Below are 12,917 nucleotides of genomic sequence, written 5' to 3'. Positions count from 1 at the left end.
GCGGCCGGCAGACGGGCAGGGCCGCAGCGAACAGAGGAAAGCACCATGCCAGTGATCGTCGTGACCGGAACCGGGACGGAGATCGGCAAGACCGTGGTGACCGCCGCGGTTGCCGCGCTCGCGCGGGCGCGGGGGCGGTCCGTCGCCGTCGTCAAACCCGCGCAGACCGGGGTCGCGCCGGGTGAGGCCGGCGACGTCGAGGAGGTGCGGCGCCTCGCCGGGGAGGTGACCGGCGCCGAGCTCGCCCGTTTCCCCGAGCCGCTCGCGCCCGCCACGGCCGCGCGACGGGCAGGCCTGGTTCCCGTACGTCCCCAGCAGGTGGCCGAGGCCGCGCAGCGGCTGGCGACCCAGCACGATCTGGTGCTGGTCGAGGGGGCGGGCGGGCTGCTCGTCCGGTTCGACGACAGCGGGGCCACGCTCGCCGATGTGGCCGGTGAGCTGGGCGCGCCCGTCCTGGTGGTCGCGCCCGCCGGGCTCGGCACGCTGAACATGACGACGCTGACCGCGGAGGCTCTGCGGACACGGCAGTTGGAGCAGCTCGGGGTGGTCGTGGGCAGCTGGCCCGCCGACCCGGACCTCGCCGCGCGCTGCAATCTGGCGGACCTGCCTCAGGCGGCGGGTGCGCCGCTGCTCGGAGCCGTACCGCAGGGTGCCGGGGCACTGCCACCCGACCGGTTCCGGGAGCAGGCCGGGGACTGGCTCGCTCCCCGGCTCGGCGGCCGCTGGGACGCGGCGGCGTTCACCGCGGCGGCGTTCGACGTGGCCGTACGCTGACCCGCATGCGTGCACGTATCGACGAGATCGTCTTCGATTGTCAGGACCCCGCGCTGCTGGTGCGTTTTTGGGCCGCTCTCCTCGGCGGCGATCCGGTGGACCGCAGCGACGACTGGTCGTACGTCGATCCGCCGGAGTGCGTACGGATCGCTTTCCAGCGCGTGCCCGAGGGCAAAACGGCCAAGAACCGGCTCCACCTGGATGTGGACGCCGGTGATGTCGACACCGCGGCCGACGAGGCCGCCCGGCTCGGCGCGGTGCGGCTCGGCTCGATCGTCACCGACGATCACGGCCGGTTCCAGGTGTTGCGGGATCCGGAGGGGAACGAATTCTGCTTCGTGGCCGCCCTGGGCGGCTGACTCGCGCCGCCCGGGGGGAGAATGGCGGTGACCGGTCCGTCCGTTCCCAGGAGGCCCGCGATGCCGCTGCGCAGCAGCAACGTGCCCCACGACGCCGTCCACCATCCGCTCTTCGCGCGTTTCTACGCCAGGATGAGCGTCGCCGCGGACACCAAGGGCGGCATCGCCGCGTACCGCGCGGAGCTGCTGAGCGGCCTGTCGGGCCGGGTGATCGAGATCGGCGCGGGCAACGGTCTGAACTTCCCGCACTACCCGGCGGCCGTCAGCGAGGTCGTCGCGCTGGAACCGGAGCGTACTCTGCGGAAGTTGGCCGCCGACGCGGCACTGCGCGCCGATGTCCCGGTGGATGTGGTGCCGGGCGCCGCGGAGGCGCTGCCGGTCAAGAGCGAGGCCTTCGACGCCGCCGTCGCCTCGCTGGTGCTGTGCTCCGTACGGGACCTTCCCCGGGCGCTGTCGGAGATCCGGCGGGTGCTGCGGCCGGGCGGTGAACTGCGGTTCTTCGAGCACACGCTGGCAGCCGGCACGGGCCTCGCGCGTACCCAGCGCGCCCTGGACCGTACGGTGTGGCCGCTGCTGTGCGGTGGCTGTCACACGGCGCGGGACACGGTCGCCGCCATTGAGGAGGCCGGGTTCGAGCTGGGGGTGCACCGCAGGTTCCGGGTGCCCGAGAGCCGTATCCAGCTACCGACGTCGCCCTGTGTGCTGGGAGTCGCGCGCCGGCCGTTCGGCGCGGACTAGGGCAGGGCCTACCGGCTCCACTGCCGCAGTTCGTCGGCGATGGCGCGCACGTCCGCCTTGCCCTCCTTCACCAGCCGGGCGAGGTCGCGCACCTGTTCCGGCGAGGTGACGACCTTGAGGCCGCAGGCAACCAGATAGCCGTAAGCCACGGCGGAGGCGAACATCGCGTTGGAGTGTTCGAGCGCGGGCACGTGCAGCAGCAGCTGGAGCAGGGCAGCGGCCCTGGTGTGCGGATCGCTGTAGACGGGGATGCCGAATATCTCGGCATCATGTCGGGTGACGGCGGCCACGAGCGCGCCCCAGTCGGCGACCTGCGGGTCGCCGGGAGTCTTGTGCTCGGCGACCATGAGCAGCCAGGCCAGATCGATCCGAAGGCTCAACGCTTCTCGCCGAACTCCTCGACGAAGACCGACTCGTACTGCTTCATGAAGTCGGCGGCCGCGTCCACGAACGTACGCCCCACTTCACCCGCGTCCTGCTTGACGAGCTCCTCGATGTAGCGGTTCACGCTCATCCCGCGCTGCAGGGCCCGCTGGCGGGCTGCCTCGGCGGTGGTCTCGTCCACCCTTACGTTCAGCTGAGTCTTCGCCACACCAACAAGCTAGCGCGCGGATGCTAGCAGCCGCAAGACGGCACCCGAATGGCCCTTACACCGACCCCGAGAACCGAACCCTACGAGGGATACCGGCGTGCTCCCGCCGGCCCTACTCTCCCCTCCTGTACGGGAATCGGGGAGCGGCCACGATCCAGGAGGCGGCCTTGTCCACACCTGCCACTTCACCTCACGGCGACCGGACCGCGGACGTGCCCCTCGCCGCGCGGGCGTGCTCCCTCACCAAGGCCTATGGCAGCGGCGAGACGACCGTACGCGCCCTGGACGCGGTCGACGTCGATATCGCGCGCGGCCGGTTCACCGCGGTGATGGGGCCGTCGGGTTCGGGCAAGTCCACGCTGATGCACTGTCTGGCCGGCCTCGACACCGTGTCCGCGGGCCAGGTGTGGCTCGGTGACACGGAGATCACCGGGCTCAAGGAGCGTGAGCTGACCCGGCTGCGCCGGGACCGCATCGGCTTCATGTTCCAGGCCTTCAATCTGCTGCCCATGCTGAACGCCGCCGAGAACATCACGCTCCCCATGGACATCGCCGGGCGCAAACCCGACCGTGAGTGGGTGGACCAGGTCATCGACACCCTCGGGCTGCGCGACAGGCTGAGCCACCGGCCGTCGCAGCTGTCCGGCGGCCAGCAACAACGGGTCGCCTGCGCCCGGGCGCTGGCGTCCCGGCCCGAGCTGATCTTCGCCGACGAGCCGACGGGCAATCTCGACTCACGCGCGGGCGCCGAGGTGCTGGGCTTTCTTCGTGAGGCCGTGGACCGGCTGGCGCAGACGGTGGTCATGGTCACCCATGACCCGGGCGCGGCGGCCCGCTCCGATCTGGTGCTGTTCCTGGCGGACGGCCGGATCGTGGATGTCATGCCCGACCCGACGGCGGAGGCGGTCCTGGAGCGCATGCGCCTGTTCTCCGGCGGGCACCCCCAGAGCGCCCGTTCCGACGAACCACACAGAAGCTGAGGCCACGGTGCTCAAGGCGACTTTGCGGAGCTTCCTCGCACACAAGGGACGGCTGCTGCTGTCCGCACTGGCCGTGGTGCTGTCGGTGGCGTTCGTCGCCGGCAGTCTCATCTTCTCGGACACCGTCTCCCGTACCTTCGACCGGCTCTTCGCCTCCACATCGGCGGATGTCACGGTGTCACCGAAGGAAGACATCGGCGAACGGCTGCCGACCGGTGTCGTACGAACCGTGCCGGCCTCGCTCGCGCGGCGCATCGACGCGGTCGACGGCGTGCGGGCAACCCATGTCGAGGCCTCCGTGGAGAACCTGACGGTCGTCGACGCCGACAACGAGCCGGTCGGTCCGACGACCGGCGCGCCCACGATCGCCACCAACTGGTACGTCACCGACCGCAGTCCGGTGAAGCTGACCAGCGGCCGCGCACCGGGCGGCGCCGGCGAGGCGCTGCTGGACAAGGACACCGCCGACAACAAGCACGTTCGCATCGGCGACACCCTGACCGTCCTCGCCCAGCCCGGCTCGTTCACGGTGAAGGTCGTCGGGATCGCGACCTTCACCACCACCAACCCCGGTGCCGCGCTGGTCTTTCTGCACACACCGACCGCCCAGAACGAACTGCTCGGCCGGCCCGGTCTGGCCACGTCCATCGCCGTGGAGGCCGCGGACAGCGTGAGCGACGAGGTGCTCAGAGCACGGATCGCCGCCGCGCTCGGTGACAGCTACGCATACCGCACCGCCGACGAACAGGCCGAGTCCGCCGCGGCCGGGCTCGGCCCCTTCCTCGATGTCATCAAATGGGTGATGCTCGGCTTCGCCGGGGTCGCCGTACTCGTCGGCATCTTTCTGATCGTCAACACCTTCTCGATGCTGATCGCCCAGCGCACCAGAGAGCTGGGGCTGCTGCGGGCGCTGGGGGCCGACCGCCGCCAGGTACGCCGTTCGGTGCTCACCGAGGCGCTGCTGCTGGGTCTGGTCGGCTCCACGCTGGGGCTGGCGGCCGGGATCGGTCTGGCCGCGGGACTGATCGAGCTCATGGGTCTCCTCGGCATGAACCTGAGCGCTGCCGAGATGGTGGTGGGGGTGGCGACACCGCTGTCGGCGTACGTGGTCGGGGTCGGTGTCACCTTCGTGGCCGCGTATCTGCCGGCCAGACGCGCTGCCCGGGTGTCCCCGATGGCGGCCCTGGTGGACGCGGAAGTCGCCGGAGCAGGACGGCCGTTGAGGGCGCGGGCGGTCGCCGGAGCGGTGGTCGGCGCCGCGGGCCTGGCCGCGCTGGCCGGGTGCGCGGTCAGCGAGCGGACTGCCACCGCCTCCTCACTGCTCGGTCTGGGTGTGGTGCTGACGCTGATCGCCATGGTGGTGGCGGGCCCGCTGCTGGTACGGCCGGTGATCCGGGTGCTGGGTGGCACGTTCACACGGCTGTTCGGCCCGGTCGGGCGCATGAGCCGGCGCAACGCGCTGCGCAATCCGCGGCGTACGGGGGCCACGGCGGCGGCCCTGATGGTTGGCCTGGCACTGGTCGGCGGACTGTCGATCGCCAGCGCCTCGATGACCAAGTCCTTCGACGACCAGATCGACCGGACGCTGGGCGCGGACTTCGTCGTACAGAACAGCAACTTCATGCCGTTCCCCGAGGAGGTCACCGAGAAGGTGCGGGGTGTGACGGGTGCCGGCACGGTCGTACGGCAGCGCTTCGCGGCGCTCGCCCTGACGCTGCCCGACGGCAAGCGGATCGAGTCGACGGCCTCCGGCTACGACCCGGGGCTGGACGAGGCCGCGCACATCACCTACGCCGCCGGGGACACCGCCGCGGCACTGGCCCCGGACAGCATCGCGATGGACCGCGACTACGCGGCGGAGCACAAGGTGCGGGTCGGCTCGGTGCTGCCCGCGCGGTTCGCGGGCGGACAGAGTGCGCGGCTGAGGGTCGGGGCGCTCACCGACATGGACCAGAGCGGCGGCCCGGGCATGGAGGGCGGCCTGTTCACGGGGCTGGGCACGGTGGATAAGTACCAGCCGGGCGGGCAGGAGGCAGCGCTGTACGTCAATGCGGCGGACGGCCACGACGTCGCCCGGCTGCGCGAGGGGCTTGAGGCGGCCCTCGATCCGTATCCGCAGGTCCAGGTCAGGGACCAGGCCGACTACAAGGACCTGGTGCGCCGCCAGATCTCCGTGATGCTCTATCTGGTGTACGCGCTGCTGGGACTCGCGATCGTCATCGCCGTACTGGGCGTGGTCAACACGCTCGCGCTGTCGGTGGTTGAGCGGACCCGGGAGATCGGGCTGCTGCGGGCGATCGGGCTGTCCCGGATCCAGCTGCGCCGCATGATCCGGCTGGAGTCCGTGGTGATCGCCGTCTTCGGGGCGGTACTGGGCCTGTCGCTCGGGCTGGTGTGGGGCGTGGCCGTGCAGCAGGTTCTGGCGCTGGAGGGACTGACCGGATTCGCCGTGCCCTGGGGCACGATGGCGGCGGTCGTCGTGGGGTCGGTCGTCGTGGGTCTCGCGGCGGCCGTGCTGCCCGCGTTGCGCGCCTCCCGGATGAATGTGCTCGCTGCCATCGCACACGAGTAGCCGCGCTGCGCCATGGTGTTCGCAGGGACGGGCGGGAGCCGGTGGCAGGGCCCCGCGCCCGTCTCGGCCTGCGAAAGCCGGTGGCAGCCCAGCGGCCGCACATGCTTGGCTCCGGCCATGACCGACCCGCATATCCGTACCGCTGTGGCCGCCGACGCCGCGACCGTGCTCGCCTTCTGGAAGCAGGCCGCGGAGGGCACGAGCATCACGGACGACGTGGACGGGGTCACCCGGCTCATCGCCCGGGACCCCGAGGCACTGATTCTGGCCGAACGGGACGGGCTGCTCGTCGGCTCGGTGATCGCGGGCTACGACGGGTGGCGCTGCTCCTTGTACCGGCTCGCCGTACTGCCCTCGCACCGGCGGCAGGGCATCTCGGCGGCGCTGCTGGACGCGGCCGAGCGGCGGTTCCGCGCCGCGGGCGGCAGGCGCGGCGACGCCATGGTGCTGGAGGCGAACGAGCGGGCTCAGCTGGCCTGGGCGGCGGCAGGCTACCGGCGCGAGGACCACTGGCGGCGGTGGGTGAAGCCGTTCGCATCGCTCTGAGGCACCGGCCGCCCGGGGTGCTTTGCCGACCCTTTACCATGGGTGGATCATTCACTTCCCGTAGGAAAGGTGTGAGCGTCCGCCCATGGGCGAGCCTCCCAGTAGCCGACATCGAGCAATCCTCCTCCCGCTGTCCGATCATGGGACGGAGGTGAACCGATGACCGAAGTGCTCCTGCTCTTCGTGGCCGTGCTGCTCTCACTCGCCTGCGGGGCCTTCGTCGCGGCGGAATTCTCGCTCACCACGGTGGAGCGCGGCGCGCTCGAACGGGCGGCCGAGCGCGGCGAGCGCGGTGCGGCAGGCGCGCTGAAGGCCGTACGCAGCCTCACCATCCAGCTCTCCGGCGCCCAGCTCGGTATCACCGTCACCAATCTGGTCGTCGGCATGCTCGCCGAGCCCTCGATCGCCAGGCTGATCCGCGGCCCGCTCGAGGACCTCGGCATCTCCCACTCGGTGGCGTCCTCGGCCGCGCTCGTCATCGGTACGGGGCTGTCGACGGTGGTCCTGATGGTCGTCGGCGAGCTGGTCCCCAAGAACTGGGCCATCTCCTCGCCGCTCGCCGTCGCCAAGGCGGTGGGACCCGCACAGCGGGTCTTCACCGCCGCCTTCCGGCCCCTGATCAGCCATCTCAACAACACGGCCAACCGCATCGTCAAGCGCTTGGGCCTGGAGCCGACGGAGGAGCTGGCATCCGCGCGCAGCCCCAAGGAACTGGTCGCGCTGGCCCGCCACTCCGCCAAGCAGGGTGCTCTGGAGGCGGACACCGCCGAGCTGTTCGTCCGCACGCTTCATCTGGCCGAGCTGACCGCGGAGAACGTCATGACGCCGCGGGTTCAGGTCACGGCACTCGATGTGCAGGCGACCGCCGAGGACGTCGCCAACGCCACGCGGGCGACCGGGTTGTCGCGCTTCCCCGTCTACCGGGGCAACCTCGACAACGTCGTCGGTATCGCGCACATCAAGGACGTGGTGGCGATCGCGGCCGAGCGCAGGCCCCGCCAGCCGGTCTCGGAGCTGATGCGCGAGCCGCTGTTCGTACCCGAGACGCTCACCGTGGACCGACTGCTCGACCGGCTGTCCGGCCGGTCCAGGATGGCTGTCGTCGTCGACGAGTACGGCGGTACGGCAGGCGTGGTGACGCTCGAGGACATCGTCGAGGAGGTCGTCGGCGAGGTGCGCGACGAGCACGATCCGCACGAGACATCGGATCTGGCCCCGGCGGGCGAGGACGCGGACGGCCGCACGCTGTGGTCCGCCGACGGCGCCGCCCGTACCGACCAGCTGGCGAGCATCGGACTACGGGTACCTGACGGCCCGTACGAGACACTTGCGGGGATGATCGCAACCGAGCTGGGGCGTATCCCGGTCGAGGGCGACCGTATCGACGTCGCCGGGTGGCGGCTCGACGTGGTCGACGCCACGGGGCGGCGGGCGGCGCGGGTGCTGCTGCACGCACCCCTGAACCCGGTCCAGGACGCGGACGAGGCCGGGCCGGACCGGGGCGAGGGGACGGAAGAGACCGATGGTGACGGCCGGAGCGGCCGGGGCCAAAGAGGACACGGAGACGGCCACAGAGGCCCCGGCTCCGAGCGGCGCAGCCGGACCGGCCGGACCGGCCGGAACAAGGAGGCCGGACGATGATCGCCGTTCAGCTCTTCATCGGTTTCCTGACGCTGGTCGTCAACGCCTTCTTCGTCGGCGCGGAGTTCGCGCTGATCTCCGTTCGCCGCAGCCAGATCGAACCGGAGGCGCAGGCGGGCAACCGGCGGGCGCGCAGTGTGCTGTGGGGCCTCGAGCATGTCTCGGCAGTGCTGGCCGCCGCGCAGCTGGGCATCACCCTGTGCACTCTGGTGCTGGGCATCGTCGCCGAGCCTGCCATCGCGCATCTCCTGGAGCCGGTCTTCGACGCGGTCGGCATGCCGCACGGCGCGGTCCACCCGGTCTCCTTCGTGATCGCCCTGTCGTTGGCGACGTATTCGCACATGCTGCTCGGCGAGATGGTGCCGAAAAACATCGCGCTCGCGGAGCCGGTACGCAGCGCGCTGCTGCTCGGCCCGCCACTGGTGACGCTTGCCCGGGCACTGCGTCCGGTCATCTTCTCGATCAACGCGATGGCGAACGGGCTGCTCAAGCTGTTGCGGGTCCAGACGAAGGACGAGGTGTCGGCGGCGTTCTCGGACGACGAGCTCGCGGCGCTGGTACGTGATTCGGGCGACGCCGGGCTGCTGGACGACCGGTCGGCCGCGCGGCTGCGCGACGCCCTGGAGCTGGGCCGCCGGCCCGTGCGGGACGTGGTGGTGCCGATCGACCGCGTGGTGTACGCGCGGGCCGGGACCACTCCGGAACAGCTGGAACTGCTGGCCGCCCACTCCGGGTTCTCGCGTTTCCCGGTCGTGGACGCGGACGGGCGGATCCTGGGCTACCTCCATGTGAAGGACGCGCTGGACGCGACTCCGCGGGACGCGCCGTTCCCGGTGTCGGCGATGCGCCCGATCGCCCGCGTCCGGGCGACCACGCCGCTGGACGACGTCCTGACCGCGATGCGCCGCAGCCGCACCCACCTGGCGGCTGTCCTCGACGACGACGGCCGACCGGGGGGCCTGGTGACGATGGAGGACGTCCTGCGCGAACTGGTGGGCCGTCCGGACTGACGGGATACCCGACCGCACTGACGGCGCTGCGCGGGCCGGTGACGGCACCGGCCGCCACCGGCCCGCGGTCTGTGGCCGCGGGCCCGGGCGTCGCCGCGTCGGGTGGCCTGCGCCCGCGTGCCCGATCGGCCGGGCCGTCGCGTTGCGGGGCAGGCATCCCCGCACTCGGCCACCGTGCGCGGCGACGACCGCGGCGGCAGGTGCCCGCTACCGCACGCCGGGGCGCGCCGGCGCGCCCCGGCGTCCCGGCTCGGGTCACCGCGCCCGGCTGCGGCCCGTGCCCGGCGGCCTGCCTACGGCTTCGCCCCCTACATCGCCGTCGCCGCCAGCCACCTGTCCAGTACGGCGTGGTCGCCCGCAACGGCGAACCGTGGGTCGTCGGGGTGTCGGCGGCCGTACTGGAGCAGCAGCAGATCGGCGACCGGGGCCGCAACGCACACGGCGGCCGTGTCGGCGTTCTCCCCGTGCGTCGTCCAGGCGTAGCCCGCATCCCCGAACGTGATCGTCCAGGCTCCGCCGGTATCTGTGGCCGTCAGCCGGAGCGAGCCGTTCGCCAGCTCGCCGACCGGTTCGGCGATCCACGCGAAGTACGGCACGTTCTCCAGGAACTCGTCGATTCCGTCCGCGGCTGTGCCCGGCCGGATGCCCGGCTCCCGGCCGAGGGCGAGTTCGGCGTCGGCGAGATGAACCACCGTCTCGAACAGCAGTCGCCGCGGGTAGAAGCCCACCCGCTGGTCCGCCCCGTGCGACCACATGGGCGTGTCCGGGTCCACCTTCCGCAGCGTGCGCAGCGTCGCCTCGGCGCTGTGGACCAGCCACCGTGGATACGCCGTCGTCTCCTCGGGCAGATCGAGGGGAACGTCCCGCGACCGGACCCGCTCCGCGGCCCGGGTCCGGACCAGGTGCTCCATCCAGCGGTGGGTCGTGCCGTGGTGCTTCACCAGGTCCGCGAAAGTCCAGCCGGGGCAGGTCGGCACGGGGGTCGCGGGGTCCACGTCCCGTACGGCGTCGACGAAGCGCCGCACCAGCTGCTCGACGCCGTCGCAGTACAGCTCGTGCTGGTCGTCGTCGAGGCCGAAGCCCTCGGGGATCTTCAGCAGCTCGTCCCGCCAGGCACCCTCCGGCCGGCGCGCCGCAACGCGGCGGAAGAGTCCGGCCAGCTCACGGCGGTCGGCGGGCGACAGCCGGTCGAGCAGATACGCGGTGGTCTCCATCCACTTCACCGCGGTGTCCGGGTCGAGCACATCGTCGTCACAGGTGTCGATCGAGGTCACCACATCGGCCAACGCTTCGGTCAGCGCGTGGAGCAGTGCGTCACTCACAGAACTCCCCTCCCGGTACGGAACCGACGGACCTTACCGCGCGGTAGGATCTCCCCGCCATGGAGATGAATGCCAGATACACCAGTTTTGTCGCGGTCGGTGACTCCTTTACCGAAGGCATGTCGGACCTCCTCCCCGACGGCTCCTATCGCGGCTGGGCGGATCTGCTCGCCGCCCGGCTGGCCGCGAGCGCACCCGGCTTCCGCTACGCCAACCTCGCCGTGCGCGGAAAGCTCATCGGCCAGATCGTCGACGAGCAGATCGGCATGGCGGCGGCCATGCAGGCGGACGTGGTCACCCTCGTGGGCGGGCTGAACGACACCCTGCGGCCCAAATGCGACATGGCGCGGGTGTGCGGGCTGATGGAAGAAGCCGTCGAGACACTCGCACCGTCCTGCCGGCAGCTGGTGCTGATGCGCAGTCCCGGTCGCAGCGGCCCGGTGCTCGAGCGCTTCCGCCCGCGCATGGAGGAGCTGTTCGCGCATATCGACGCCCTGGCGGCCAGGCACGGTGCGCTGGTGGTGGATCTGTACGGATCGACGGCTCTGAGCGACCGGCGGATGTGGGACGTGGACCGGCTGCATCTGACGGCCGAGGGGCACCGCCGCGTCGCCGAGGCGGTGTGGCAGGCGCTGGGCCTCGATGCCGAGGACGACTGGCAGGCGCCGCTACCGCCGACCGATCCCACGGGCTGGGCAGCCCGGCGGACCGCCGATCTGCGCTTCGCGCGCCAGTACCTGGGCCCGTGGATAGGGCGCCGGCTCACGGGCCGCTCCTCGGGCGACGGGCGCCCGCCCAAGCGCGCCGAACTGCTCCCGTACGAGCTGCCGCTCGGCCGGGACGAGGCACCGCTCGGCCGGGACGAGGCCCTTTCGTAGCAAGGTACGAACCGGGGCGCGGCGCTGGCCTGCAGAAACCGCCAGTAGAATCTGGTCACGTGACTGCTGTGTCTGCGAAGCCTCGCATCCCCAATGTCCTGGCCGGCCGCTACGCCTCTGCGGAGCTTGCCGTCCTCTGGTCCCCCGAGCAGAAGGTCAAGCTGGAGCGTCAGCTCTGGCTCGCGGTGCTGCGTGCCCAGAAGGACCTCGGGATCGAGGTGCCGGATGCCGCCATCGCCGACTACGAGCGGGTGCTCGACCAGGTCGACCTGGCGTCGATCGCCGAGCGCGAAAAGGTCACACGCCACGATGTGAAGGCGCGGATCGAGGAGTTCAACGCGCTGGCGGGCCATGAGCACGTCCACAAGGGCATGACCTCCCGGGACCTGACCGAGAATGTCGAGCAGCTGCAGATCCGGCTCTCGCTGGAACTCATGCGCGACCGGACCGTCGCCGTGCTGGCGCGCCTGGGCAAGCTGGCGGGCGAGTACGCGGAGCTGGTCCTGGCCGGCCGCTCGCACAATGTCGCCGCGCAGGCCACGACGCTCGGCAAGCGGTTCGCGACCACTGCCGACGAGCTGCTGGTCGGCTACGACCGCCTCGAGGACCTGCTCGGCCGCTACCCCCTGCGTGGGATCAAGGGCCCGGTCGGCACCGCACAGGACATGCTCGACCTGCTGGGCGGCGACACCGCGAAGCTGTCGGAGCTGGAGCAGCGCATCGCCGGTCATCTCGGCTTCGCGCACGCCTTCACCTCTGTCGGCCAGGTCTATCCGCGTTCGCTGGACTACGACGTCGTCTCGGCACTCGTGCAGCTGGCCGCCGCCCCGTCCTCGCTCGCCAAGACCATCCGTCTGATGGCAGGACACGAGCTGGTCACCGAGGGCTTCAAGCCCGGACAGGTCGGCTCGTCGGCGATGCCCCACAAGATGAACACCCGGTCCTGCGAGCGGGTGAACGGCCTGATGGTCATCCTGCGCGGCTACGCGTCCATGACCGGCGAGCTGGCGGGCGACCAGTGGAACGAGGGTGATGTGTCCTGCTCCGTGGTTCGCCGGGTCGCGCTGCCGGACGCGTTCTTCGCCTTCGACGGTCTGCTGGAGACGTTCTTGACGGTCCTCGACGAGTTCGGCGCGTTCCCCGCCGTCATCGCGCGCGAGCTGGACCGCTACCTCCCGTTCCTCGCGACGACCAAGGTGCTGATGGCCGCGGTGCGCGCAGGCGTCGGCCGCGAGATGGCGCACGAGGCCATCAAGCAGAACGCCGTCGCGGCGGCGCTGGCCATGCGGGAGCAGGGCGCGGAGCGCAACGAGCTGCTCGACAAGCTCGCCGCCGACGAGCGGATCCCGCTGGACCGGTCGCAGCTGGACGTGCTGATGGCCGACAAGCTGTCGTTCACCGGCGCCGCGGGCGACCAGGTCGCTTCGGTGGTCTCCCGAGTCGAGGAGATCGTCAAGCAGCACCCGGAGGCGGCGGCCTACGCCCCGGGCTCGATCCTGTGAGCT

General features: G+C 71.3%; 13 protein-coding genes. 10 read left to right on the top strand and 3 right to left on the bottom strand.

Translation table 11 applies throughout. From position 1 onward, the window contains the following. The first annotated feature begins 45 nt into the window (after positions 1-45). From bioD to ACFYWI_RS22125, 3 genes are read left to right on the top strand one after another with little or no spacing between them, the layout of a single operon-like run. Positions 46-774, top strand: a complete 729-nt coding sequence (gene bioD / locus ACFYWI_RS22135) for a dethiobiotin synthase (RefSeq protein ID WP_389235134.1) — start codon at positions 46-48, stop codon at positions 772-774. Positions 775-779: 5 nt separating this feature from the next. Then, positions 780-1,133: a VOC family protein gene (locus ACFYWI_RS22130; protein ID WP_389235131.1), complete on the top strand. Its 354-nt coding sequence runs from the start codon at positions 780-782 to the stop codon at positions 1,131-1,133. 60 nt (positions 1,134-1,193) lie between these two features. After that, the gene (locus ACFYWI_RS22125) at positions 1,194-1,871 is read left to right on the top strand and encodes a class I SAM-dependent methyltransferase (RefSeq protein ID WP_389235128.1); all 678 of its coding nucleotides are present in this window, start codon (positions 1,194-1,196) and stop codon (positions 1,869-1,871) included. An 8-nt stretch (positions 1,872-1,879) separates the two neighbouring features. Here ACFYWI_RS22125 and ACFYWI_RS22120 read toward each other — a convergent pair whose 3' ends face one another. Together ACFYWI_RS22120 and ACFYWI_RS22115 are read right to left on the bottom strand one after the other, a co-directional pair. Continuing rightward, positions 1,880-2,251: a fic family toxin-antitoxin system, toxin component gene (locus tag ACFYWI_RS22120; protein WP_389235125.1), complete on the bottom strand. Its 372-nt coding sequence runs from the start codon at positions 2,249-2,251 to the stop codon at positions 1,880-1,882. After that, a complete protein-coding gene (locus tag ACFYWI_RS22115; protein WP_389235122.1) occupies positions 2,248-2,463 on the bottom strand; it encodes an antitoxin in 216 nt (71 codons plus the stop codon). The genes ACFYWI_RS22120 and ACFYWI_RS22115 overlap by 4 nt, the downstream gene beginning before the upstream one ends. A gap of 167 nt (positions 2,464-2,630) precedes the next feature. Between ACFYWI_RS22115 and ACFYWI_RS22110 the strand changes: the two genes are divergently transcribed. The 5 genes from ACFYWI_RS22110 to ACFYWI_RS22090 all read left to right on the top strand — a co-directional run bounded on the left by ACFYWI_RS22110 (position 2,631) and on the right by ACFYWI_RS22090 (position 9,212). Next, positions 2,631-3,443, top strand: coding sequence for an ABC transporter ATP-binding protein (locus ACFYWI_RS22110; protein WP_389235119.1), 813 nt, complete (start codon positions 2,631-2,633; stop codon positions 3,441-3,443). Positions 3,444-3,450: 7 nt separating this feature from the next. Beyond that, positions 3,451-6,015 carry an ABC transporter permease gene (locus ACFYWI_RS22105; protein WP_389235116.1) on the top strand — a complete coding sequence of 855 codons (2,565 nt, stop codon included), beginning with the start codon at positions 3,451-3,453 and terminating at the stop codon, positions 6,013-6,015. Between the two features lie 117 nt (positions 6,016-6,132). After that, positions 6,133-6,561 carry a GNAT family N-acetyltransferase gene (locus ACFYWI_RS22100; protein ID WP_389235113.1) on the top strand — a complete coding sequence of 143 codons (429 nt, stop codon included), beginning with the start codon at positions 6,133-6,135 and terminating at the stop codon, positions 6,559-6,561. A gap of 159 nt (positions 6,562-6,720) precedes the next feature. Then, a complete protein-coding gene (locus ACFYWI_RS22095) occupies positions 6,721-8,202 on the top strand; it encodes a hemolysin family protein (protein ID WP_389235109.1) in 1,482 nt (493 codons plus the stop codon). Continuing rightward, the gene (locus tag ACFYWI_RS22090; RefSeq protein ID WP_389235105.1) at positions 8,199-9,212 is read left to right on the top strand and encodes a hemolysin family protein; all 1,014 of its coding nucleotides are present in this window, start codon (positions 8,199-8,201) and stop codon (positions 9,210-9,212) included. Before ACFYWI_RS22095 ends, ACFYWI_RS22090 begins: the two co-directional genes overlap by 4 nt. A 308-nt stretch (positions 9,213-9,520) precedes the next feature. Here the strand turns inward: ACFYWI_RS22090 and ACFYWI_RS22085 are convergent, their stop codons facing one another. Beyond that, complete coding sequence (locus ACFYWI_RS22085; protein ID WP_389235101.1) at positions 9,521-10,534, bottom strand: maleylpyruvate isomerase N-terminal domain-containing protein; 1,014 nt, start codon at positions 10,532-10,534, stop codon at positions 9,521-9,523. A gap of 59 nt (positions 10,535-10,593) precedes the next feature. Here ACFYWI_RS22085 and ACFYWI_RS22080 point away from each other — a divergent pair, with 59 nt between their 5' ends. Further along, the gene (locus ACFYWI_RS22080; RefSeq protein ID WP_389235098.1) at positions 10,594-11,412 is read left to right on the top strand and encodes an SGNH/GDSL hydrolase family protein; all 819 of its coding nucleotides are present in this window, start codon (positions 10,594-10,596) and stop codon (positions 11,410-11,412) included. A 59-nt stretch (positions 11,413-11,471) separates the two neighbouring features. Then, positions 11,472-12,914, top strand: a complete 1,443-nt coding sequence (purB, locus tag ACFYWI_RS22075) for an adenylosuccinate lyase (protein WP_389235095.1) — start codon at positions 11,472-11,474, stop codon at positions 12,912-12,914. The last annotated feature ends 3 nt before the right edge of the window (positions 12,915-12,917 follow it).

Source organism: Streptomyces sp. NPDC002889 (assembly GCF_042888425.1).
GTDB lineage: Bacteria > Actinomycetota > Actinomycetes > Streptomycetales > Streptomycetaceae > Streptomyces.
This window is presented reverse-complemented; position numbering and strand designations above follow the sequence as displayed.

Excerpts from the sequence above, each read along its gene's own strand:
- bioD (WP_389235134.1), top strand. The coding sequence starts at position 46 with ATGCCAGTGATCGTCGTGACCGGAACCGGGACGGAGATCGGCAAGACC.
- ACFYWI_RS22130 (WP_389235131.1), top strand. The coding sequence starts at position 780 with ATGCGTGCACGTATCGACGAGATCGTCTTCGATTGTCAGGACCCCGCG.
- ACFYWI_RS22125 (WP_389235128.1), top strand. The coding sequence starts at position 1,194 with ATGCCGCTGCGCAGCAGCAACGTGCCCCACGACGCCGTCCACCATCCG.
- ACFYWI_RS22100 (WP_389235113.1), top strand. The coding sequence starts at position 6,133 with ATGACCGACCCGCATATCCGTACCGCTGTGGCCGCCGACGCCGCGACC.
- ACFYWI_RS22095 (WP_389235109.1), top strand. The coding sequence starts at position 6,721 with ATGACCGAAGTGCTCCTGCTCTTCGTGGCCGTGCTGCTCTCACTCGCC.
- ACFYWI_RS22090 (WP_389235105.1), top strand. The coding sequence starts at position 8,199 with ATGATCGCCGTTCAGCTCTTCATCGGTTTCCTGACGCTGGTCGTCAAC.
- ACFYWI_RS22080 (WP_389235098.1), top strand. The coding sequence starts at position 10,594 with ATGGAGATGAATGCCAGATACACCAGTTTTGTCGCGGTCGGTGACTCC.